We start from the raw sequence: 23347 nt of genomic DNA on the forward strand, positions 1-23347 counted from the left end.
GTCTCATTAATGGTTTAGCGCAGTCATTTAAGCAAAATCAGGCTAAAATCTCTATTTTTCAGTCGATTAAGAAAAGATAATATTCTGCTTTTCACTATAGATAAACAAAAAAAAGCACGTTTGTCAGCATAAAATAACGGTACAAAGAGCCGAATAAAATGCTGCATTCCAGGGTATTATTCTGCCTGTTTTTCAATCTCTACGGTTTCAAACTGTCATTACTGTTGTTACAAAATTATTAATCTGGTTATTCACATAAAAAAGAGAAAGCATCCGGACGAATTATTTCGGTACACTCATTCCATCTTTTGTGATTTGGACATGCTGTTAATGAAGCTGACCATCGTTCGTTTAGAAAACTTCAGTGATCAGGATCTCATCGATCTTGGCAAAATCTGGCCGGAATATTCCGCCTCATCATTAAGCGTAGATGAAACGCACCGAATCTATGCAGCACGCTTTAACGAGCGCCTGCTTGGCGCAGTACGTGTCACCCTGAGCGGTACGCAAGGTGCACTGGATTCCTTACGTGTACGCGATATCACCCGTCGTCGTGGTGTGGGCCAGTATTTGATCGAAGAAGTGATCCGGGAAAACCCTGACGTGAGTTCATGGTGGATGGCCGACGTCGGCGTTGAAGACCGCAGCGTGATGGCCGCGTTTATGCAGGCGTTAGGGTTTACGGCCCAGGAAAATGGCTGGGAGAAGCGCTAAAAAACAGTCCCCAGCCAGTTGTATTACTCGCATTTTCCCAAGAATTTTGTGTTGCAGGAAGGCGGCAAGTTATGAAATCCCCGGGAGCTTACATAAGTAAGTGACCGGGGTTGAATAACACAGCCAACGCACCTGCAGCGCAAAAGGCGCCGGGAAAATTACTTGGCGTCTGTCGCCGTCCCGTTGGCATGCCAGTCAAACACGCCAAATTCGAAGCCTTTCAGGTCGCCCTTCGCATCCCATGACAGAGGCCCCATTACGGTTTCCACTGAGTTTGCTTTCAGGTATTTGGCAATTTCAGCCGGGTCGTCAGACTGGTTCAGACCAGCCTGCAAGGATTGCAGCGCGGCGTAGGTGGTCCATACGAATGCACCGCTCGGATCCTGTTTCTTGGCTTTGATCGCATCCACAATCGGTTTGTTTGCCGGAACCTGATCGTAGTTCTTCGGTTTCGTTACCAGTAAGCCTTCTGCAGACTCACCCGCGATGTTAGACAGCGACACGTTCGCTACCCCTTCAGGTCCCATAAACTGAGTTTTCAGACCCGCGGCGCGAGACTGGCGCAGAATCTGCCCCATTTCCGGATGGTAACCGCCGTAGTAAACGAAATCGATGTTCTCTTTCTTCAAACGCGCCACCAGCGTAGAGAAATCTTTCTCACCGGCGGTGATCCCGTCAAAGAACACCACGTCAGCGTTAGCTTTCTTGAGGTTGTCCTGCACGGAACGCGCCAGACCTTCACCGTACTGCTGTTTGTCATGCACGATCGCAATGCGCTTCGGCTTCACTTTTTCAACGATATATTTGGCGGCCGTTGGGCCCTGATCGGAATCCAGACCAGTGGTACGTAACACCAGGTTATAGCCGCGTGCGGTCAGCTCTGGCGCCGTTGCCGCTGGGGTAATCATCAGAATGCCTTCGTCTTCATAGATATCTGACGCAGGCTGAGTGGAGGAAGAACACAGGTGGCCGATAACGTATTTAATCCCGTCGTTGACCACTTTGTTAGCAACCGCTACCGCTTGTTTCGGATCACAGGCATCGTCATATTTCACCATGACCAGTTTGTCGCCTTTCACGCCGCCTTTGGCATTGATATCTGCAATCGCCTGCTCTGCGCCGGTAAATTCCTGATCGCCATACTGCGCCACCGGGCCGGACATCGCGCCGACGACAGCAACTTTAATATCCTTAGCAAACGCCATATTGCTCAAAGACAGGGCGATACATCCTGCCAATAACGCTTTACCCTTCATATTCATCCTGACAATCCCCATTATTGTGGTTATTACGTGTGTTGTGATGTTGTTGTTCAGCACTTTATTTCAATTATTGGATAGCTGCCCGTGCTTTAGCAGCATACTCTGCTAAAACATACCCGATTTTTATTATTTTGGAATAGCTAAATTTGACATGCAGATAACAACTTGATGACAAAAAGCATAGAACGTCAGGAGAGAGCAGGAGAGATAAAAACAAAAAACCCCGGATTTTCATCCAGGGTTTATCAGCATTTTCAGTTTGGCAGAAAGTTTACGCTTCGATCGCCGCACGCAGTTTTTTCATCGCGTTCTTTTCAAGCTGACGAACACGTTCAGCGGAAACGCCGTAGCGATCGGCCAGTTCCTGCAACGTCGACTTGTTGTCTTCGTCCAGCCAGCGGGCACGAATGATGTCCTGGCTACGCTCGTCCAGACCTTCCATTGCGTGGGTCAGTTTGTTCGCGGCCTGATCTTCCCAGTTATCCTCTTCAATGCCATCAGCAAAGTTGGAGGATTTATCCTGCAGATACAGAACCGGAGCCATCGGCTGGCTGTCGGACTCGTCGTCCGAAGACATGTCAAACGTCATGTCCTGCGCCGCCATACGGGATTCCATTTCGCGCACGTCTTTGCTGGAAACACCCAGCTCGCGAGCAACCATTTCCACTTCATCCTGGTTAAACCAGCCCAGACGCTGCTTGGTTTTACGCAGGTTAAAGAACAGCTTACGCTGCGCTTTAGTGGTCGCGACTTTCACGATACGCCAGTTACGCAGAACGTATTCGTGGATCTCGGCTTTGATCCAATGCACGGCGAAGGAGACCAGGCGCACACCCACTTCCGGGTTGAAACGGCGCACGGCTTTCATCAGGCCGATATTACCTTCCTGAATCAGATCCGCCTGCGGCAGGCCATAGCCCGCGTAGTTACGAGCAACATGAACAACAAAGCGCAGGTGAGACAGGATCAGCGTTTTAGCTGCTTCCAGATCGCCCTGGTAATGCAGCTTTTCAGCCAGCGCCCGCTCCTCGTCAGCCGACAACATCGGCCACGCGTTCGCAGCCCGGATGTAAGACTCCAGGTTACCAACAGGGGCTAAAGCTAAATTTTGCATTTCTTTGGTCATTCAAATCCTCTCAATCTTTGTCATCTGGCGTTGGTAAAAACCAATAGCAACAACCATGCCAGAGCTTATGAGCAACGAGAATATCATTCAATCTTTTATCAGACAGTGATTTTATCCACAAGTTCCATGTCGTAATGTGTATAAATTACGCACAAAATGTGACATCACGATGAATGCGCCGGGAAGAGAAAACAGGGCTCTTTCCCTGCAGAGCGAACTACTCAGTGCAGGGAAAGATTATACCAGAGATTTTTTAATCGGGGGTAAAGTGGCGTAAATGTTGAACCGTGGCAAGCCAGGCTGCCACCCAGCCAATCATTGAGCATACCAGCAGGAGTAGCAAGCACTCATCGAATGATAAGCCGTTGATATCAAACTTCGTTCCGAAAACCTGTGCCACTTCAGTCACCGCTGATGACAGGCGCATCACCAAAATTTCTGACAAAATCAGTGAAAGAAATGCGCCGGAAAAACCCAGCAGCGCGCCGCCGTAAAGGAACGGACGCAGGATAAATCCATCCGTCGCACCAATCAGTTTCTGTACGTTAATGGTATCGCGACGCGCAAAAATGCTCAGACGCACGCTGTTACCGATGACGAGGAAGACCGCCGCCACCATCAACACGCCAATCATCGCGGAAACGCGTCCGACCAGGCCCGTTAACGCCGCCAGTCGTGCAAACCAGCTGTCATCCATGCGTACTTCATCGATACCGTTGATTTGTGCAATACGATCACGCAGCGTGTTCAGTGATTCCGTGCCCTGGAAATCCAGTTTCGGGATCACCACCGCCACGGCGGGCAACGGGTTCTCTTCCAGCATATCCAGCGCGCCGCCAAAGCCAGACCAGTTACGGAATTCGCCCAGCGCATCGTCACGGGAGAGGTAATTCACTTTCTCCACGCCCTGTTCGGCCTGTAACTGCCCCACCACACGTGCCGCCGCATCATCATCCAGCGTTTTTTGCAGATATACGGTGATCTGCGGGGACGGGTAATACTGGCTTGCCGCCTGGTTCACGTTCTTGTAGACCATGTAACAAACACTTGGCAACGTCAGTGAGATAGCGATAACCATCACCGTCAGAAATGTCGCCAGCGGTTTACTTTTCAGGTCCTGTAACGCGCCCTGGAACGCATAACGTACCTGCTCGTTAAAGACGTTGGTTTTACGCGAGTTCGGTTTTGGCGACGCTTTCGCACGTTTTGGCGCGTTGCGACCGCCATCACCCGGCGCGCCGCCCGATTTACGAAAGCGATCCAGTCGTCCACCGAACTGTTTGATTTGATTGATAGCGTCACGCCTATTCATGCGCCAGGCCTCCATGCAGGTGTCCGTCACTCAGGACAAGCTGGCGATAAGAACGACGGGAGATCAGCCCAATATCGTGCGTCGCCATTAATACCGTTACCCCGACGCGATTAAACTCTTCGAACAGACGCAGGATCCCTTCTGACAGCGCGTCATCCAGGTTCCCCGTCGGTTCATCCGCCAGCAGTACCGCAGGCTTGTTCACCACCGCGCGGGCGATGCCCACACGCTGCTGTTCACCGCCGGAGAGTTGAATCGGGAAGTTCTTCGCTTTGTCCAACAGCCCGACCTTATCCAGCGCCGCTGACACGCGACGACGAATATCGTCCCCGCTGGCACCCGCAATGATCAGTGGGATTGCCACGTTGTCGAAGACGGTTCTGTCCATCAACAGGTGGTGATCCTGAAAAATCATGCCGATCTGACGACGCAGAAACGGCACTTCACGGTTTTTCAAACGGCTGATGTCATGCCCGCTAAAGTAGATTTTCCCGGCGCTGGGCCGTTCAATTCCACAAATCAGCTTCAGCAGGGTACTTTTCCCCGCGCCGGAGTGGCCGGTCAGAAACGCCATCTCGCCAGGCTGCATATGGAATGTGACTCCCTGCAGCGCTTGTCTCCCACCGAGATAGGCCTTGCTGACATGTTCAAAGCGAATCATTGTTAATCCTCTCGGGCAAAAAGTGCCTCTATAAAATCGCCCGCTTTAAACGGACGTAAATCCTCGATACGTTCGCCCACACCGATATAGCGGATAGGGATACCAAACTGATCGGCAACCGAGAAAATGACCCCGCCTTTCGCCGTTCCGTCCAGCTTGGTCAGGGTGATACCGGTTAAACCCACCGCTTCATGGAACAGTTTGGCCTGGCTTATCGCATTCTGCCCGGTACTGGCATCGATAGTCAGCATAACTTCATGCGGCGCATCTTCGTCCAGCTTCTTCATCACGCGAACGATTTTTTTCAATTCTTCCATCAGGTGCGATTTGTTCTGCAAACGCCCTGCGGTATCAGCGATCAGCACGTCTACGTTACGCGCTTTCGCCGCCTGGATGGCGTCAAAGATAACGGACGCAGAATCTGCGCCGGTGTGCTGAGCAATCACCGGAATATTGTTACGCTGACCCCAGACCTGCAGCTGTTCTACCGCCGCCGCACGGAAAGTATCGCCCGCCGCCAGCATCACCGATTTACCCTGCTGCTCAAACTGACGCGCCAGCTTACCAATAGTGGTGGTTTTGCCCACACCGTTGACGCCAACCATTAAGATAACAAATGGCGTTTTGCCCTCAACGTTCAGCGGTTCGTCAACCTTCGCCAGAATCTCGCCCATCTCTTCTTTCAGCAGGCCGTACAGCGCTTCCGCATCTTTAAGCTGCTTGCGGCTGGCACCTTCAGTCAGATTCGCAATGATCTTACGGGTCGTTTCTACGCCCACATCGGCGATCAGCAGCTGCTCTTCCAGCTCTTCAAACAGATCATCGTCGATCTTTTTACCACGGAACAGACTGATAAATCCGGAACCGAGGTTTTCTTTTGTTTTCAGCAGGCTGCGTTTCAGGCGCGCAAAGAAACCTTCTTTGGTTGGTTTTTCCTGCTCCTGAACCACCTCTTCTTCTGCCGATTCTTCTACAGCAGGTTCTTCTGGCGGCTCCACTATGACGGCTTCTTCAGCGGCCTCAGCGGCCAGCGCCTGCGCTTCCAGCTCTTCGTCGGTCAGTTGCGGTTCGTTTTCGGCTTCTTCTTCAACCGCCTCAACGATTTCTACGGTTTCCGCTTCGGCCTGCCACTCTTCGGCAGAAACGTCTTCGGTTTTCACCTCTTCCGGCAGCGGTAATTCTTCGCGTTCGATAACTACCGCTGCTGGCGTTTCCATTACAGTTTCAGCAACGGGTTCAGCAACCGGCTCAATTTCCGGCTGCGCTTGTTCGGCGACAGGTTCTTCTTCCGGCTGCAGTTTTTCGATTTCCGCAACCTGTTCAGTGACTTCAACAACTTCAGCTGCAAAGGCTTCTGTTTCCGCCTCGCTATGCGTTTCCTGCGCGCGTGACGGCTCATCAACGACGGTAGCTTCTTCAGTAACCGGTTGTTGTTCTTCGTTTTTTACTTCTGTCTCGTTTTCCGGTGCCTGCTCTTTTTGACCAAAGCCCAGCCAGGAAAAAAAGCCACGTTTTTTCTCTTTCGCCATTTGCGACTACACTCCCCCGCTGTTGCTTCATGGCACAGCGTCAACGCTATGTACATAGCAGCTAAAAAAATGATGAAATAGTCTATCACTTAACTTAACTCACATCACCGCCTGGAATGACATGCTATAGGCGGATTGAGCAATAATAGAAATGAAAAAATCGAATCACTCTGGCAGCGGACAGATCCGCATTATTGGCGGGCAATGGCGAGGCCGTAAACTCCCGGTTCCGGACAGCCCCGGACTGCGTCCGACCACCGACCGCGTACGCGAAACGCTGTTTAACTGGCTGGCCCCGGTGATGGTCGATGCTCACTGTCTGGACTGCTTCGCCGGCAGCGGCGCGCTGGGGCTGGAAGCCCTCTCTCGCTATGCGGCAAATGCGACGCTTCTGGAGATGGATCGCGCGGTATCTCAGCAGTTGCAAAAGAATCTCGCCACGCTGAAAGCACCCCATGCCCGCGTGGTCAACACCAATACCCTGACATTTTTGGCCCAGGCCGGTACGCCGCATAACGTGGTGTTTGTGGATCCGCCGTTTCGTAAAGGATTACTGGAAGAAACATTAACTCTTCTGGAAACTCGCGGCTGGCTGGCAAATGAAGCGTATATTTACGTGGAAAGCGAAGTCGAAAACGGCCTGCCGCCGGTTCCGGTTAACTGGTCGTTATACCGCGAAAAAGTGGCTGGGCAGGTTGCTTATCGTCTGTATCAACGTGAAGCACAAGGAGAGCAACATGCTGATTAATCTGGGACGTCTGTTGATGCTGTGTGTCTGGGCATTCCTGCTACTGAATATTTTTCAACCGTTCCCACGTCCGCTCAATATCTTCGTGAATGTGGCTCTGGTGTTTATGGTGCTGATGCACGGCATGCAGTTGGCGCTGCTGAAATCAACCATGCCGAAAGATGGCCCGCAAATGACCAGCGGCGAGAAAGTGCGTATTTTTCTGTTCGGCGTATTTGAACTGCTGGTATGGCAGAAGAAGATTAAAGACCAGTTGAAGAAGTAATGGTGCTCACTTTGCCTGGTATCGCATAGCGAGCCGGAGCGACAAAACCAGGAGGCCGGATAAGGCGTAAACCGCCATCCGGCATCAGCCAAATGAAACCTTAGCGTTCAAGCGTAAAATCAACAAAACGCGAACCTTTGTAGCTCAGTATACCTTTGTCGCCAACCGTTAACGCATGATACTGCTGGGCATCCAGACGAAATGTCTGCTCCAGGCCGCCGCTTTGCGGTTTGAAGCTGGCTTCATAGCGCATGCTGGTGCCCGCCGGGCTCACTTCCTGTTGACGGGAGCGTCGGTCGTTTAGCGGCTTTTCCCGCTTATTCGTCACCACCACCTGCTTTTGCACCAGCGGCGCGGCATCATTATCCGCTTTTTCACGTCGCTGCTGAACAAAGCGAAACGACGCTGCGACAACGATTAAGACAATGATAACAATGAAAAAAAGTGGTGGCTTGCTCATATTATTAACCCATCAGAAAATGCGGAAATAAGCATACATTGCCCGTTATGGTGTTGTCATCTGGCAGTATCGACCTCTACACTGGACAGTAGAGCCGTGAGCACCCCGCTTACGAAAAAATAACGAATTCAAGGAACTAAGATGCTTTGGTCGTTTATCGCAGTCTGCCTTTCCGCATGGTTGTTCGTGGATGCTTCCTATCGTGGGCCTGCCTGGCAACGCTGGGTCTTTAAACCCCTGACGTTACTCCTGCTGGCGCTGCTGGCCTGGCAGGCGCCAATGTTTAACGCTATCAGTTACCTGGTACTGGCCGGCTTGCTGGCTTCGCTGCTGGGCGACGCGCTGACGCTATTGCCGCGCCAACGCCTACTGTACGCAGTGGGGGCATTCTTCCTGTCACACCTGCTGTATACCATTTACTTCGCCAGCCAAATGACGCTGTCGTTCTTCTGGCCTTTGCCGCTGGTACTGGTGGTGCTGGGGGCGTTGCTGATTGCTGTGATCTGGACGCGCCTGGAAGAGTTGCGCATCGCTATTTGTACCTTTATTGGCATCACACTGATGATGGTCTGGATGGCTGGCGAACTGTGGTTCTTCCGCCCGACCGCTCCGGCGCTGTCGGCATTTATGGGCGCATCGCTCCTGTTCATCGGCAATATTGTCTGGCTGGGTAGCCATTACCGTCGCCGCTTCCGCGCCGATAACGCCATTGCCGCCGCCTGCTACTTCGCCGGACATTTCCTGATTGTTCGTTCGTTGTATCTTTAAAATGCTTGACTCTGGAGTCGACTCCAGAGTGTATCCTCCGGTTAATACGAAATGATTATCAATCGGAGGATGCCATGTCGACACCTGATACCAGTGGCAAAAAAGCCCCACAATTCTCTTCTTTCAAGCCAGCGCCTGCGCCAAAGAAGGCTGATGACTGCTGCTGCGAAGGAACTTGCTCCACTACGCCACCCGTATCCGATACCGTACTAGGTACCCGTTATTCCTGGAAAGTGGCAGGCATGGACTGCGCGGCCTGCGCCCGAAAAGTAGAGAATGCGGTCCGCCAGGTCAGCGGCGTTAACCAGGTTCAGGTGCTGTTTGCCACCGAAAAACTGGTGGTCGACGCCGGTTCCGATATCCGCAAGCAAGTTGAAAACGCGGTGCAGAAAGCAGGCTATACCCTGCGTGATGAGCAGGCACCAGAAGAAGCCCCCGAATCGCGGTTTAAAGAAAATCTGCCACTGATTTCGCTGATTATCATGATGGCGATTAGCTGGGGGCTGGAGCAGTTCAATCATCCCTTCGGTCAGATAGCGTTTATCGCCACCACCCTGGTCGGTCTGTACCCCATTGCCCGTCAGGCCCTGCGTCTGATGAAAACCGGCAGCTACTTTGCCATTGAAACATTAATGAGCGTGGCCGCCATCGGCGCACTGTTTATCGGCGCGACGGCGGAAGCCGCCATGGTACTGCTGCTGTTTTTAATCGGCGAGCGTCTGGAAGGATGGGCTGCCAGCCGTGCCCGTAAAGGGGTTAGCGCGCTGATGGCGCTCAAACCGGAAACCGCCACGCGCCTGCGTAACGGCGAGCGCGAAGAGGTGGCTATTAATAGCCTCCGCCCTGGCGATCTTATCGAAGTGGCCGCGGGTGGGCGTTTACCTGCCGACGGCAAACTGGTTTCCGGGTTTGCCAGTTTTGATGAAAGCGCCCTGACCGGCGAATCGATCCCGGTTGAACGCGCCACCGGCGAGAAAGTCCCGGCAGGCGCCACCAGCGTGGATCGTCTGGTTACGCTGGAAGTGCTCTCCGAACAGGGCGCCAGCGCCATTGACCGTATTTTGAAGTTGATTGAAGAAGCGGATGAACGTCGCGCTCCCATTGAGCGTTTTATTGACCGTTTCAGCCGGATTTACACCCCAGCCATTATGGCGGTTGCGCTGCTGGTCACCCTCGTGCCGCCGCTGCTGTTTGCCGCATCCTGGCAGGAGTGGATTTATAAAGGACTGACGCTGCTGTTGATTGGCTGTCCTTGCGCACTGGTGATTTCAACCCCCGCAGCCATTACCTCTGGTCTGGCCGCTGCGGCGCGTCGTGGGGCGTTAATCAAAGGCGGTGCCGCGTTGGAACAGTTGGGTAGAGTCACGCAGGTGGCGTTTGATAAAACCGGCACCCTGACCATCGGTAAACCGCGCGTCACAGCGATTCATCCGGCAAGCGGAATTGGTGAGGCTGAACTGCTGGCACTGGCGGCAGCGGTAGAGCAAGGCGCGACACACCCGCTGGCGCAGGCGATTGTTCGGGAAGCACAAACGCGCGAACTGGCTATACCTGTCGCGAAAGAACAGCGCGCATTAGTCGGATCTGGCATTGAAGCGCGGGTCGACGGCGAGCGCGTGCTGATTTGCGCCGCCGGTAAACAACCTGCCGACGCTTTTGCCGGGCAGATAAGCGAGCTGGAAAGCGCGGGTCAAACGGTGGTGCTGGTGTTGCGTAACGATACTGTACTCGGCGTGCTGGCCTTACAGGACACGCTGCGCGACGATGCCCGCACCGCCATCAGCGAACTTAATCAGATTGGCGTGAAAGGGGTGATCCTGACTGGTGATAACCCACGTGCAGCGGCCGCCATTGCCGGTGAACTGGGCCTTGAATTCAAAGCGGGGCTATTGCCGGAAGATAAAGTGCAGGCAGTTTCCCATCTCAACCGACAATCGCCGCTGGCGATGGTTGGCGACGGTATCAACGACGCACCGGCAATGAAAGCGGCTACCATCGGCATTGCGATGGGGAGCGGAACCGACGTCGCGCTGGAGACCGCTGATGCCGCCCTGACCCACAACCGCCTGCGCGGTCTGGTACAAATGATTCAACTGGCGCGGGCCACCCACGCCAATATTCGCCAGAACATTGCGATTGCGCTTGGCCTGAAGGGGATTTTCCTCGTCACCACGCTGCTCGGGATAACCGGATTGTGGCTGGCAGTGCTGGCGGATACAGGGGCAACGGTACTGGTGACCGCTAACGCGCTGCGGTTGTTACGTAAAGGATAGTTTTTTGCCGGATGACGGCGTTGCCTTATCCGGCCTACGGGTTACACGTTCTTTGTTTGCCGGATAAGCGTTAGCGCCATCCGGCAAACAAAACTAGTGACCTTTACGCAGCAGATAGCGGTACGGCAGCGAGTCGGTCTCTTTAGCCACCAGCTCATGCTCCATAAAGGTACAGAAGCCAGGAATATCGCGGGTTGTTGCCGGATCGTCGGCGACAATCAGCAGTGTTTCACCGGCCTGCATGCCACGTACGGTTTTACGCACCATCATCACCGGTTCCGGGCAGCGCAGTCCCTGGGCATCAAGAGTATGGTCGGGAGAGGTAAACAGATCGCTCATCGTAGTCTCGTTCATTCAAAAACGGCGTTATTTTACGCTCTGTTGTGGCGTAAGCCAATCAGGTTAACGATTGCGTGAAAAACAACCATTGCAATGTGCTCTTAAAGCAGTATCATGCGACGGTTTTTTATTGGGTTCCCTCACCCCATCCAACAAAAAGGTCACAATATGACTCCGTTTACACAAACTCAGCGCGTAAAAGCGTTGTTCTGGCTATCGCTATTCCATCTGCTGGTGATCACCTCCAGCAACTATCTGGTGCAGCTTCCAATCTCCATTTTTGGTTTCCATACCACATGGGGCGCGTTTAGCTTTCCGTTTATTTTCCTCGCGACCGACCTGACCGTGCGTATTTTTGGCGCGCCGCTGGCTCGACGCATCATCTTTGCGGTGATGATCCCCGCGCTACTGATCTCCTATGTCGTTTCATCCCTGTTTTATATGGGATCATGGCAGGGATTTGGCGCACTGCTGCACTTTAACCTGTTTGTCGCCCGTATCGCCGCCGCCAGCTTTATGGCTTACGCGCTGGGACAAATTCTGGATGTGCATGTCTTTAACCGCCTGCGTCAGAACCGTCGCTGGTGGCTGGCGCCAACGGCGTCCACGCTGTTTGGCAACATCAGCGATACGTTGGCCTTCTTCTTTATCGCTTTCTGGCGTAGCCCGGATGCCTTTATGGCCGAGCACTGGATGGAAATCGCGCTGGTCGATTACTGTTTCAAGGTGCTGATCAGCATTATTTTCTTCCTGCCGATGTACGGCGTGCTGCTGAATATGTTGCTGAAAAGGCTGGCAGATAAATCCGAAATCGCTGCATTGCAGACGAGTTAAAGGTTCATTTTCCGAGTTGTGATAAGATGGACGAATGAGCCGTTATGGCCGTTTATCGAAAGGAAGAAGTCAATGCGCAATCTGGTTAAATATGTCGGTATTGGCCTGCTGGTTATGGGGCTTGCGGCCTGTGATAATAGCGATACAAAAGCGCCAGCAGAGAAAGCTGCCGCAGAAAGTAGCGCCAGCGGACAACCGGTCAGCCTGCTGGACGGCAAACTCAGTTTTTCCCTGCCAGCGGATATGACCGATCAGAGCGGTAAGCTGGGCACTCAGGCGAACAATATGCACGTCTATTCTGACGCAACCGGCCAGAAAGCGGTGATTGTGATTGTTGGCGACAACACCAACGAAGACCTGGCTGTGCTGGCAAAACGTCTGGAAGATCAGCAGCGTAGCCGTGACCCGCAGCTGCAGGTCGTCACCAATAAATCTATTGAGCTGAAAGGCCACACGCTGCAGCAGTTAGACAGCATCATCTCGGCTAAAGGCCAGACCGCTTACTCTTCTGTGGTGTTGGGCAAAGTGGATAACCAACTGCTGACCCTGCAAATCACGCTGCCTGCTGACGATCAGCAAAAGGCGCAGACTACCGCAGAAAACATCATTAACACGCTGGTTATCCAGTAACGGTTAAGACGATGACGCGGCCTCCGGTGACACCACCTGAGGCCGTTTTTTTAACCGCCAGGTCAGCAATAACGCCACCGCCACCAGCCCTGCTGCCGCCAGATAGATAACCGGCACGCCCGCCCACGTCATTACCAGCCCAGCCAGCGGCCCGGTAACACCCAGCGATAAATCCATAAATACCGTGTAGGTCGCCAGCGCAGCGCCCTGGTTTTGCTGTGGGACCGCTTTTACCGCCACCACGCCCAGCGCCGGGAAAACCAGCGAGAACCCGGCCCCGGCCAGCAGAACACCAATTTTCGCCATCCACGGCATGGAAGCCATCCCGACCAGTAGCAACCCAACAATCTCGACGCTAAAGCAGATCATCGCGACATTCAGCCCGCCTAACCGGTTGATGCCATTTGGGAATAGCAGACGAGTACCGACAAACGTGCAGCTAAAAAGCGTCAGCGCGAAAGCCGCGCCGTCCCAGCCTTTAGCGTCGTAAAACAGGGTAATAAACGTGGCGATCACCCCAAAGCCGGCCGAGGCCAGCGCCAGCGCCATGCCGTACAACCAGACGCGTCCGAGCACCGCGCGAAACGGCAACGGTTTGCCTTTGCTGGCCTTTACCGCCGGACGAGGGAGCGCCAGCAATATTGCCAGCAGCGCCACGCCCATTACCGTCAGCGCCAGCCCCTGTAAGCCACCCCAGGCATAAAACAGTACGCCCAGCGGGGCGCCTATCGCCATCGCGCCATAAGTGACAATACCGTTCCATGAAATCACCCGTCCGATGTGCATTGAGCCAACCACCCCTACGCCCCACAGCGTAGAGCCAGTCCCGGCAAAGCTTTGCCCGATCCCAAGGATCACGCGACCCAGGCATAGCAGCAGCAGACTGGCCAACGGCCAGCCGTTCGTTGAGCCCGCCAGTAAATAGCCCAGACCACTTAAAAAACAGCCGCACAGTCCGAATACCACAATCTTTTTCGGCCCCAGCAAATCGGCATAGCGACCAGCATGTGGACGGCTCAGCAGCGTAGCGAAATATTGCAGGCTGATGACCAGTCCAGCCCAAAAGGCGCTGAATCCCATCACATCATGGACGTAGCCCGGCAATACCGCGAGCGGCAGGCCGATGGTCAGATAGCTGGCGAAGTTAAACATCACCACGGAGACAATGCGCAGATTAAGGCGTAAACCGCTCAGCGTCGGTTCAGCGACGGGTTCGGGCATGGAGGGTCACCACATATTCACAACAGTGTTTCATTTCTACCATGTTGCAGCCCAGAAATCAGTAACCAGATTAGGAATATCGGCAGCAAGCCAGCCGCTACACTTAATGCAAAAATGCACACAGGAAGAAGACATGACAACCATTCAGCCTGACAAAACAGGTTTGCACATTTTACTTAAACTGGCCGCGCTGGTGGTGATCCTCGCCGGTATTCATGCCGCGGCGGATATCATTGTGCAACTGCTGCTGGCTCTCTTTTTTGCCATTGTGTTGAATCCGCTGGTCACCTGGTTTATTCGCCGGGGAGTACGTCGCCCGGTTGCCATTACGCTCGTAGTGGTGGTCATGCTGTTCGTCCTCACGGCACTGATCGGCGTTCTGGCGTCTTCGATCACGGAATTCATGGCTATGCTACCCAAATACAATAAGGAGCTGACGCGCAAAGTCCTGTATCTGCAAGAGATGGTGCCCTTTCTGAATTTGCATATGTCGCCAGAGCGCATCCTGCAACGTATCGATTCCGATAAACTCATGACCTTCACCACCACACTGATGACCAGCCTCTCTGGCGCCATGGCCAGCGTCGTTCTGCTGGTGATGACGGTCGTCTTTATGCTGTTTGAGGTGCGCCATGTTCCTTATAAGCTGCGCTTTGCGCTGAACAACCCACAAATCCATATTGCAGGGCTGCATCGGGCGCTCAAGGGCGTATCTCACTATCTGGCACTGAAAACGTTGCTCAGCCTATGGACTGGCGCTATCGTCTGGCTGGGACTGGCGCTGATGGGGATTCAGTTTGCTCTGATGTGGGGCGTGTTGGCCTTCCTGCTCAATTATGTGCCCAATATAGGCTCGGTTATTTCCGCCGTGCCGCCCATGATTCAGGCGCTGCTGTTCAACGGCATTTACGAATGCGTACTGGTCGGCGCGCTGTTTCTGGTGGTGCATATGGTGATTGGCAATATCCTCGAGCCGCGCATGATGGGGCATCGCCTGGGATTATCGACGCTAATCGTCTTCCTCTCTCTGTTGGTATGGGGATGGCTGCTCGGCCCGGTAGGCATGCTGCTCTCTGTGCCGTTAACCAGCGTGTGTAAAATCTGGATGGAAACCACCACCGGTGGCAGCAAACTGGCCATTTTGCTGGGTCCCGGCAGACCCAAAAGTCGGCTCCCCTGAAAAACTACCAACCGAGGTAGTTTTTATCTTTTTATATGCCCGTTAAACTGATATCCATACAGGTATATATCGCAATTTATCTTAAATAAAGAGTGAAAAGGATTTCATTTTTTAATAAAGAAAATACATAAGTCAACGTACGGATGTCTTTGCCAAACCACATAAGAATAATGAATCCCCCCACAGCATTTAACTCAAACTATCTGCCTATATTTAAAGGTTATTTTATTTGATACGTTTTATCTAAAAATCTATACTTCTCGCCGATGATTACGCTGAAAAATTTCCGTTGAAGAAAGTCACCGAATATTACCATCCGGCAACCTCATCGCCTTGCTATCGGACACGTGAAATAAAATGCTGATTTAGCTTAAATAAAATCACGGGAACTGCAGGGTGATCATTATTTCGAAGCTTATTATTAAACACGTATAAACAGTACTTTGAGAGGGAGTTTTAATGAAACAGTATATTAAGTGGTTTGCGGCCATTGCCGTTGTCGGTGCGCTGGCGGGATGTGCACGTACTGCGCCGATCGATCAAGTTCACACCAGCGTAAGCGCGGGGCACACTCAGGATCAGGTTAAAACCGCCATTCTGAAAGCGGGCATTCAACGCCAATGGGTCATGTCTGAAGCCGGTCCTGGTGTCATTAAAGCACGCCAACAAACCCGAGATCATGTGGCTGAAGTCCGTATCACCTATACCGCCACCAGCTATGACATTAAATACGACAGCAGCCTTAACCTGCAGGCTTCTGGTGGAAAAATTCATAAAAACTACAACCGCTGGGTACGCAATCTGGATAAAGACATCCAGCTCAATCTGTCAGCCGGTGCCAATCTGTAATTACGCCTAAAGTCGGGCCGAAAAGGCCCGATACTCTTACTCTCTGCCATTTAACAGGTTGTCCCCACATGTACGAACAGGATTCGCTTAGCGCACTGGATGCCATTACTGAAGCACAACGTATCGCCTTTGCCCCTATGCTTTTTCAAACCGCGTTGTGTCTGCGAAATGCGGGAGTACTCACCTGGCTGGACAAGCAAGGTAAACGCGGCGCCACGCTCGACGAAATTACCGAAAACAGCACCATCAACGAATATGCCGCCAGCATCCTGTTGGATATGGGGTTAAGTGGGCGAATTATTACCCACAAAGAAGGATATTATTACCTCGCTAAAGTCGGCCACTTCCTTTTACATGACACGATGACGCGTGTGAATATGGATTTCACCCAGGATGTTTGTTATCAGGGACTGTTCTATCTGGAGAATGCGCTGAAAGAAGGGAAGCCCGCGGGATTAAAAATTTTTGGCGACTGGCCAACAATCTATCCTGCACTGTCGCAATTACCCCTGGCTGCGCGTGAAAGTTGGTTCGCTTTCGATCATTACTATTCAGATGGCGCATTTGATGCCGCATTGCCATATGTATTCGCCAGCGCCCCTGCAACCCTGTACGATGTCGGCGGAAATACCGGGAAATGGGCATTACGTTGTTGTCAACATGATGACAATATTGCAGTCACTCTATTAGATTTGCCGCAACAAATTGCACTTGCCCGCGAAAATATCGAAAATACGGGATTATCCCATCGCATAAATTTCCATGCTGTGGATATGCTTAGCGACTCGCCTTTACCCGCAGAGGCAGATATCTGGTGGATGAGCCAATTTCTGGACTGTTTTTCCCCGGAACAAATTATCGCCATTCTGAGCAACATTGCTCGGGTGATGAAACCGGGCGCGAAGCTGTGCATTATGGAACTGTTTTGGGATGCCCAAAAATTTGAAGCGGCCTCATTTAGCCTGAATGCGTCTTCGCTTTATTTTACCTGTATGGCGAATGGCAACAGCCGCTTCTACAGCGTAGAGAAGTTTTATCACTATCTGAATCAGGCAGGTTTTCAGGTAGATGAACGCCACGACAACTTAGGTGTTGGGCATACTTTATTGATATGTCAGAAGAAAAAATAAGAAACAATCGGAACAACCGATTTACCGCGGATACGCGTTGATGAAATTTGCTTTCAACATTATCGACTGGCAGGCCAAGGCGCCAGGATTAAGCGAAACAGAACAGTGGCATGAATGGTCACGGTTTTCGCACGCCATCGATCCCACCGCGCCATTGGCTAAACTCAGCGAGTTACCGATGATGACGGCTCGCCGCCTCAGCTCCGGTAGCAAACTGGCCGTTGATTGCGGGCTGGCGATGCTACGCCGTCATGATATCGATGCCGTGTTGTACACCAGCCGCCATGGTGAACTGGAGCGTAACTACAGGATCCTGCACGCCCTGGCGACTGAGCAGGCTCTCTCACCAACCGATTTCGCCCTCTCTGTGCATAATTCTGCCGTGGGAAACCTGACCATCGCCGCGAAAAAGCCGATTGTCTCCTCCTCGCTTTCCGCTGGCAGGGATACGTTCCAGCAGGGGCTATGCGAAGTCATCGGGCTGTTACAGGCGGGATATCAGCGCGTATTGATGGTCGATTTCGACGGTTTTCTGCCCGAGTTTTATCATCCGCAGTTGCCGCCTGATATGCCGACATGGCCGTTTGCCGTCGCGCTGGTTATTGAATCCGGTGATCGCTGGCAATGCGAAACCCGTCCACACTGCGCGCAAGGTGAGACGCCATTGCCACAAAGCCTGTTGTTTTTACAACATTATTTGCAAGATACCGCGGCGTTTACCCTGCCAGGCGAGCGCGTACAGTGGCAGTGGAGTCAGGGATGAACACGATTTTCCTGCGGCTTAATTGGGTATGGCGACTGGTGATGACCGGTTTTTGCTTTGCCCTGTTTGGCCTCGGCGGACTGCTCCTTTCTACTGTCTGGTTTAACGTATTGCTCATCGCAGTATGGGATAAAGCCCGACGTCGGCGTATCGCCAGACGCAGCATTGCTGCCAGTTTTCGCCTCTTTTTAACGGTGGCGAAGCGACTTGGCGTGCTGGATTACCAGATTGCAGGACGAGACATTTTACGCAACGAACAAGGGTGCCTGGTCGTCGCCAATCATCCGACGCTCATCGACTACGTGCTACTGGCCTCGGTCATGCCAGAAACCGACTGTCTGGTGAAAAGCGCATTACTAAAAAACCCGTTTCTTGGCGGCGTGGTCCGGGCAGCAGATTATCTGATTAACAGTCAGGCTGATGCGCTGTTACCCGCGTGCCAGCAACGTCTGGAACAAGGCGATACCATTTTAATTTTCCCCGAGGGAACCCGTACACGCCCCGGAGAGGAAATGACGTTACAGCGTGGTGCGGCGAATATCGCCGTACGCTGCAGCAGCGATTTACGCATCGTAACCATAAACTGCAGCGAACAAATGCTGGATAAAGAAAGCAAATGGTACGACGTCCCATCGATAAAGCCCATGTTTACCGTTTCAGTACACGAACGGGTTAAGATCGACCAATTTTACGACGCAAATTCACAAGAACCGGCGCTGGCCGCAAGGCAGTTGAACCGGCATCTTTTGCTTCAATTACAACCAGGTACTTTACCTCTTTCAGGAATTAATGATGCAAGCGCTTTATCTTGAAATCAAAAATCTCATTATAACGACATTGAATCTCGACGAACTGACAGCTGACGATATTGATACCGAAGCGGCACTCTTTGGCGATGGATTAGGTCTGGACTCAATCGACGCCCTGGAGCTTGGGCTGGCGGTAAAAAACGAGTATGGCGTGGTCCTCTCAGCAGAGAGCGAAGAAATGCGCCAGCACTTCTTCTCCGTCGCCACGCTGGCATCGTTCATTCACGCGCAACGTGCCTGAGGATAGTCCGTTATGACCGAACAAAAAGCCATTTACGAAGAAGTCTCATCACTGCTGGTCAAGCTATTTGAAGTCGACCCGCAGGACATTAAGCCTGAGGCGCGCCTGTACGAAGATCTGGAACTCGACAGCATCGACGCCGTCGACATGATCGTGCATCTGCAAAAGAAAACCGGTAAGAAAATTAAACCGGAAGAGTTCAAAGCAGTACGCACCGTACAAGATGTCGTCGACGCGGTAGAACGCCTTCTCAAAGAAGCGTAATTCACCGTGTCGGGCACTCGCTCGCTGCCAGTCGTACAACTGCTAACAGGCCTACTGTTGTTGGCCTGGCCGTTTTTGATCTGGTTTGGCCTTGCGCATAACAGTCTGCACTGGTTGCTACCGTTGATGGCGCTACTCCTTTTTTTACGCTTTCGCCAGACCCGGCGACAGGCGGGGCCGTTGCGCGTCGTGACACAGGTCGTGGCGGTCGCGGGTATCACCTTGTGCATTGCCAGTTATCTGCTCAAAACGCATCAGTTGCTGCTGTTTTATCCGGTAGTGGTGAACGCCGTGATGCTGTCGGTTTTTGGCGGATCGCTTTGGTCCGCGATGCCCATTGTTGAACGCCTGGCGCGGCTGCGCGACCCAAATCTGCCCGAGACAGGAGTACGCTACACACGCCGTGTGACACAAATCTGGTGCGCCTTTTTCATCATCAACGGCAGCGTTGCGCTCTTTACCGCACTGAATGGCGATATGACCCTGTGGACGACCTGGAACGGTATGGTTTCCTATTTACTGATGGGAACATTGATGGCCGGCGAGTGGTTAGTTCGCCAACTGGTGATAAAACGAGATACCCAATGAAGCAGCCCCTCACACTTGCGCAATGGCTCTGTGACCCACGCCCGAACGACGTCCCTGTTGCGTGGCAGGAAGAGCATACCTGGACGCTGGGTCATCTGCGCCATGATGTGGCCCAGTTGATAACATACCTGCAGCAGCAGGAAGGTGAGCGCTGGGCATTGTGCTTCGAGAACAGCTATTTATTTATCGTCGCGCTGCTGGCCACGCTACATGCTGGCAAAACGCCGGTGATCCCAGGGCATTGTCGCGTTTCGTTGTTAAACGAGCAGCACAGGCTGTTTGACGGCGTACTGAGCGATAAAACGCTGGAGTGGCAGGGAACGCTACGGGTGGTCAGTTCTGCCATGACATCCGTGACCCACGACATCACGTTTCCGGCAATATGCAGCGACGCCTTTGTGGAGTTGTTCACTTCCGGTTCGACCGGCCAGCCGAAACGCGTGATCAAACCGATCGCTCGCCTGGATAGCGAAGCGGCATTGCTCGCGACGCGCTTTGCCGATCGTCTCGCAGGTTGCCGGGTGGTCGCGTCAGTGGTTCCGCAACATCTGTATGGTCTGACGTTTCGTATCTTCTTGCCAATGGCCTTAGGTCTGCCGCTGCACGCGGCAATGCTATGGTATGCCGAACAACTGGCGGCGCTGAGCCATGAGCATCGGTATGCGTTTATCAGCAGTCCGGCGTTTCTGAAACGCCTCGACCACCATCTGGCACCGCCGCCGGTCGAACTGATTCTGTCTGCGGGCGGTATGCTGCCCTGGCAGGACGTCGCACAGGCTGCTGACTGGCTGAATGTCTGGCCCGATGAGATCTACGGCAGCACTGAAACCGGGATCCTTGCGTGGCGTTATCGCCATCAAGATGATGTGGCATGGCTGCCTTTTCCCGGCGTCAGATTTCAGCCAGAAAATGACGCGTTTCGTGTATTTTCACCGCTAATTGCCGCTGATGATGGCCTGTTGCTGGATGATATTCTGCAATTTACCGAAAACGGTCAGTTTCGCCTGATGGGCAGGCGCGGGCGAGTCGTCAAGATTGAAGAGAAACGCATTTCACTCAGCGAAGTGGAGCAACGCTTGCTGGCACTGGACGGTATCCGTGATGTCGCGGCATTGCCGGTCTCACGCGGGGGACGCCAGGGCGTTGGCGTCCTGCTGGTACTGGATGACAAAACCCACCAACGCTGGCTCGCATGCGGAGGAAAACAGCAAGAACTGACCTGGCGACGTTCGCTGTTGCCCTGGCTGGAGCCGGTCGCCGTTCCCCGCTACTGGCGGGTGATTGATGAGATTCCGGTCAACAGTATGAACAAGCGTGTCTATGCGCAATTACAGGAGTTATTTCATGAAACCCCATGAAATCGAGCGCCATCAGGCACAGCCTCAACAGGCTGAGATTGTTTTACATCTCGACCCTTCGCTGTTTTGGTTCAGCGGGCATTTTGCCGTGCAGCCACTACTGCCAGGCGTTGCACAGCTGGATTGGGCGATGCATTACGCCACCACGTTGCTGGTCCCTGGCTGGCGTTTTCACAGTATTCAGAACGTGAAGTTCCAGTCACCGCTATTGCCTGGAACCACCATCACCCTGAGTCTGAGCTGGCAGGAAGAACGTCAGATGCTCTCTTTTAGTTATCAGCGCCACGACGGTGAAGCGCGCCATACCGCCAGCAGCGGGAAGATTCGGTTATGTCGCTGACGTTTTCCCCGTGCGTGTTGATCCCCTGCTATAACCACGGCGCAATGATGTCGGGCGTATTGGATCGTCTTCAGCCATTCAATCTCCCCTGCATTGTGGTGGACGATGGCAGCGACAAGACCACACAAGATGAACTGGCACGCCTGGCGGCAGAATACGGCAATCTGACGTTAATTCGCCTGCCGGTCAACGCAGGCAAAGGCGCGGCGGTGATTAGCGGAATTCAGGCGGCGGCAGATGCCGGTTTCAGTCATGCCGTGCAGGTCGATGCCGACGGTCAGCATGCCATTGAAGATATTCCCAGACTACTTGCATTGGCAAAAGAACATCCGGCAGCGCTCATTTCCGGGCAACCGATTTACGATGATTCTGTCCCTCGCTCGCGCCTGTACGGACGCTGGGTAACCCACATCTGGGTGTGGATAGAAACGCTCTCGATGCAGCTAAAAGACAGCATGTGCGGCTTCCGGGTGTATCCGGTGACACCTACACTGCAACTGGCACAGCGCGTGACGCTCGGCAAACGGATGGATTTTGATACAGAAGTAATGGTGCGTCTCTACTGGCAAGGCAACCCCAGCTATTTTATCCCCACACGAGTCATCTATCCGCAGGACGGGCTATCCCATTTTGACGCGCTCAAAGACAATCTGCGCATTTCATTAATGCACACTCGCCTGTTTTTTGGCATGTTGCCACGCATCCCCTCCCTGCTTTTTCGTCGTTCATCAACGCACTGGGCGCAGCAGCAGGAAGTCAAAGGGCTGTGGGGAATGCGTCTGATGTTGCTGGTCTGGCGTTTACTGGGTCGCAAAGCCTTCTCCCTGCTACTGTATCCGGTAGTCGGCGTTTACTGGCTCACCGCATCAACTGCCCGAAAAGCCTCTCAGAGCTGGATTCGCCGCGTACGGGCGCAACTGATCGCACGCCGGATGCCAGTACCGTCAAACCTGACCAGTTATCAGCATTTCCTGCGTTTTGGCGGCGCGATGCTGGATAAAATTGCCAGCTGGCGCGGTGAGCTGCACGTCGGCCGCGATGTTGTTTTTGCACCAGGCGCAGAAGAGACGCTAAATGTCAGCGACCCGCGAGGAAAACTGCTGCTGGCCTCACATTTGGGCGATGTCGAAGCCTGTCGGGCACTCGCCCAGCTACAGGGCAGTAAAACAATCAATGCGCTGGTATTTAGCGATAACGCCCAACGCTTTAAAAAAATTATGGAAGAGATGGCCCCGCAGGCCGGGTTAAACCTGCTACCGGTGAACGATATTGGCCCGGATACCGCCATTCTGCTCAAAGAGAAACTGGATCGTGGCGAATGGATAGCCATCGTTGGTGATCGCATCGCAGTCACTACCCAACGTGGCGGCGAATGGCGTGTCTGCTGGAGCCGCTTTATGGGGCAAGTTGCGCCCTTCCCACAGGGCCCGTTCATTCTTGCGTCTATTTTACGCTGTCCGGTGGATCTGATTTTCGCCCTGCGCCAGCAGGAGAAACTACGCATCCACTGCGAACCATTTGCTGACCCGCTGCTCTTGCCGCGTGCCACCCGACAACAGGCATTACAGAATACCGTCGATCGCTACGCCGAACGCCTTGAGCACTATGCACTTCAGTCGCCACTCGACTGGTTTAACTTTTTCGATTTCTGGCAGTTGCCGGACACCAAAGACAAGGAGTAAA

General features: G+C 53.1%; 26 protein-coding genes. 18 read left to right on the forward strand and 8 right to left on the reverse strand.

Translation table 11 applies throughout. From position 1 onward, the window contains the following. Positions 1-330 precede the first annotated feature (330 nt). Entirely contained in the window at positions 331-714 is a 384-nt protein-coding gene (gene panM / locus OGY19_RS00875; RefSeq protein WP_115602373.1) for an aspartate 1-decarboxylase autocleavage activator PanM, read from the forward strand. Between the two features lie 158 nt (positions 715-872). Here the strand turns inward: panM and livJ are convergent, their stop codons facing one another. From livJ to ftsY, 5 genes are all read right to left on the reverse strand, one after another. Beyond that, positions 873-1976 carry a branched chain amino acid ABC transporter substrate-binding protein LivJ gene (livJ, locus tag OGY19_RS00880; RefSeq protein ID WP_140168316.1) on the reverse strand — a complete coding sequence of 368 codons (1104 nt, stop codon included), beginning with the start codon at positions 1974-1976 and terminating at the stop codon, positions 873-875. A 271-nt stretch (positions 1977-2247) separates the two neighbouring features. Beyond that, the gene (gene rpoH, locus OGY19_RS00885; RefSeq protein WP_003023425.1) at positions 2248-3102 is read right to left on the reverse strand and encodes an RNA polymerase sigma factor RpoH; all 855 of its coding nucleotides are present in this window, start codon (positions 3100-3102) and stop codon (positions 2248-2250) included. A 253-nt stretch (positions 3103-3355) separates the two neighbouring features. Continuing rightward, positions 3356-4414, reverse strand: coding sequence for a permease-like cell division protein FtsX (ftsX, locus tag OGY19_RS00890; RefSeq protein ID WP_048213585.1), 1059 nt, complete (start codon positions 4412-4414; stop codon positions 3356-3358). After that, positions 4407-5075, reverse strand: a complete 669-nt coding sequence (ftsE, locus tag OGY19_RS00895) for a cell division ATP-binding protein FtsE (protein WP_006687468.1) — start codon at positions 5073-5075, stop codon at positions 4407-4409. The genes ftsX and ftsE overlap by 8 nt, the downstream gene beginning before the upstream one ends. A gap of 2 nt (positions 5076-5077) precedes the next feature. Continuing rightward, positions 5078-6604 (reverse strand): signal recognition particle-docking protein FtsY, encoded by a 1527-nt coding sequence (ftsY, locus tag OGY19_RS00900; RefSeq protein WP_115601353.1) that lies wholly within the window; start codon positions 6602-6604, stop codon positions 5078-5080. Positions 6605-6755: 151 nt separating this feature from the next. Between ftsY and rsmD the strand changes: the two genes are divergently transcribed. Beyond that, a complete protein-coding gene (rsmD, locus tag OGY19_RS00905) occupies positions 6756-7352 on the forward strand; it encodes a 16S rRNA (guanine(966)-N(2))-methyltransferase (RefSeq protein WP_286596186.1) in 597 nt (198 codons plus the stop codon). Then, positions 7342-7617 (forward strand): DUF1145 family protein, encoded by a 276-nt coding sequence (locus tag OGY19_RS00910; RefSeq protein ID WP_048213588.1) that lies wholly within the window; start codon positions 7342-7344, stop codon positions 7615-7617. The genes rsmD and OGY19_RS00910 overlap by 11 nt, the downstream gene beginning before the upstream one ends. A gap of 100 nt (positions 7618-7717) precedes the next feature. On the opposite strand, the gene OGY19_RS00915 is transcribed toward OGY19_RS00910, so the two are convergent. Then, entirely contained in the window at positions 7718-8077 is a 360-nt protein-coding gene (locus OGY19_RS00915) for a DUF2500 domain-containing protein (protein ID WP_115601351.1), read from the reverse strand. A gap of 141 nt (positions 8078-8218) precedes the next feature. Here OGY19_RS00915 and OGY19_RS00920 point away from each other — a divergent pair, with 141 nt between their 5' ends. Both OGY19_RS00920 and zntA read left to right on the forward strand, forming a co-directional pair. Further along, positions 8219-8845, forward strand: coding sequence for a lysoplasmalogenase (locus OGY19_RS00920; RefSeq protein ID WP_016151123.1), 627 nt, complete (start codon positions 8219-8221; stop codon positions 8843-8845). A 74-nt stretch (positions 8846-8919) separates the two neighbouring features. Further along, positions 8920-11118, forward strand: a complete 2199-nt coding sequence (zntA, locus tag OGY19_RS00925) for a Zn(II)/Cd(II)/Pb(II) translocating P-type ATPase ZntA (protein ID WP_115601350.1) — start codon at positions 8920-8922, stop codon at positions 11116-11118. A gap of 93 nt (positions 11119-11211) precedes the next feature. Here zntA and tusA read toward each other — a convergent pair whose 3' ends face one another. Beyond that, positions 11212-11457, reverse strand: coding sequence for a sulfurtransferase TusA (tusA, locus tag OGY19_RS00930; RefSeq protein ID WP_003023404.1), 246 nt, complete (start codon positions 11455-11457; stop codon positions 11212-11214). A 168-nt stretch (positions 11458-11625) separates the two neighbouring features. Between tusA and OGY19_RS00935 the strand changes: the two genes are divergently transcribed. Then, positions 11626-12291 (forward strand): 7-cyano-7-deazaguanine/7-aminomethyl-7-deazaguanine transporter, encoded by a 666-nt coding sequence (locus OGY19_RS00935; RefSeq protein ID WP_003837818.1) that lies wholly within the window; start codon positions 11626-11628, stop codon positions 12289-12291. 72 nt (positions 12292-12363) lie between these two features. Beyond that, on the forward strand, positions 12364-12921 hold the full coding sequence (locus tag OGY19_RS00940) for a DcrB family lipoprotein (protein WP_101742578.1): 558 nt from the start codon (positions 12364-12366) through the stop codon (positions 12919-12921). A 3-nt stretch (positions 12922-12924) separates the two neighbouring features. On the opposite strand, the gene OGY19_RS00945 is transcribed toward OGY19_RS00940, so the two are convergent. Continuing rightward, positions 12925-14142 (reverse strand): MFS transporter, encoded by a 1218-nt coding sequence (locus tag OGY19_RS00945; protein ID WP_003827545.1) that lies wholly within the window; start codon positions 14140-14142, stop codon positions 12925-12927. Between the two features lie 133 nt (positions 14143-14275). Between OGY19_RS00945 and OGY19_RS00950 the strand changes: the two genes are divergently transcribed. The 11 genes from OGY19_RS00950 to OGY19_RS01000 all read left to right on the forward strand — a co-directional run bounded on the left by OGY19_RS00950 (position 14276) and on the right by OGY19_RS01000 (position 23346). After that, positions 14276-15322, forward strand: coding sequence for an AI-2E family transporter (locus OGY19_RS00950; RefSeq protein ID WP_048213592.1), 1047 nt, complete (start codon positions 14276-14278; stop codon positions 15320-15322). Positions 15323-15793: 471 nt separating this feature from the next. Next, complete coding sequence (locus OGY19_RS00955; protein ID WP_122973906.1) at positions 15794-16171, forward strand: hypothetical protein; 378 nt, start codon at positions 15794-15796, stop codon at positions 16169-16171. A 68-nt stretch (positions 16172-16239) separates the two neighbouring features. Beyond that, complete coding sequence (locus tag OGY19_RS00960) at positions 16240-17301, forward strand: class I SAM-dependent methyltransferase (protein ID WP_040231691.1); 1062 nt, start codon at positions 16240-16242, stop codon at positions 17299-17301. Positions 17302-17341: 40 nt separating this feature from the next. Then, positions 17342-18064, forward strand: coding sequence for a beta-ketoacyl synthase chain length factor (locus tag OGY19_RS00965; protein WP_048213594.1), 723 nt, complete (start codon positions 17342-17344; stop codon positions 18062-18064). Then, positions 18061-18876 carry a lysophospholipid acyltransferase family protein gene (locus OGY19_RS00970; RefSeq protein ID WP_048213595.1) on the forward strand — a complete coding sequence of 272 codons (816 nt, stop codon included), beginning with the start codon at positions 18061-18063 and terminating at the stop codon, positions 18874-18876. The genes OGY19_RS00965 and OGY19_RS00970 overlap by 4 nt, the downstream gene beginning before the upstream one ends. Continuing rightward, positions 18857-19114: a phosphopantetheine-binding protein gene (locus OGY19_RS00975; protein WP_048213596.1), complete on the forward strand. Its 258-nt coding sequence runs from the start codon at positions 18857-18859 to the stop codon at positions 19112-19114. The genes OGY19_RS00970 and OGY19_RS00975 overlap by 20 nt, the downstream gene beginning before the upstream one ends. A gap of 12 nt (positions 19115-19126) precedes the next feature. Then, on the forward strand, positions 19127-19378 hold the full coding sequence (locus OGY19_RS00980; protein ID WP_005121566.1) for an acyl carrier protein: 252 nt from the start codon (positions 19127-19129) through the stop codon (positions 19376-19378). Between the two features lie 6 nt (positions 19379-19384). Next, positions 19385-19966 carry a COG4648 family protein gene (locus OGY19_RS00985; RefSeq protein WP_115601349.1) on the forward strand — a complete coding sequence of 194 codons (582 nt, stop codon included), beginning with the start codon at positions 19385-19387 and terminating at the stop codon, positions 19964-19966. Continuing rightward, positions 19963-21324, forward strand: coding sequence for an AMP-binding protein (locus tag OGY19_RS00990; RefSeq protein ID WP_115601348.1), 1362 nt, complete (start codon positions 19963-19965; stop codon positions 21322-21324). Before OGY19_RS00985 ends, OGY19_RS00990 begins: the two co-directional genes overlap by 4 nt. Beyond that, complete coding sequence (locus tag OGY19_RS00995; protein WP_061068761.1) at positions 21311-21664, forward strand: ApeI family dehydratase; 354 nt, start codon at positions 21311-21313, stop codon at positions 21662-21664. Before OGY19_RS00990 ends, OGY19_RS00995 begins: the two co-directional genes overlap by 14 nt. After that, positions 21655-23346, forward strand: coding sequence for a glycosyltransferase family 2 protein (locus tag OGY19_RS01000; RefSeq protein ID WP_115601347.1), 1692 nt, complete (start codon positions 21655-21657; stop codon positions 23344-23346). The genes OGY19_RS00995 and OGY19_RS01000 overlap by 10 nt, the downstream gene beginning before the upstream one ends. Position 23347 lies beyond the last annotated feature (1 nt).

The organism is Citrobacter sp. Cy070 (assembly GCF_030332245.1).
Lineage (GTDB): Bacteria > Pseudomonadota > Gammaproteobacteria > Enterobacterales > Enterobacteriaceae > Citrobacter > Citrobacter youngae.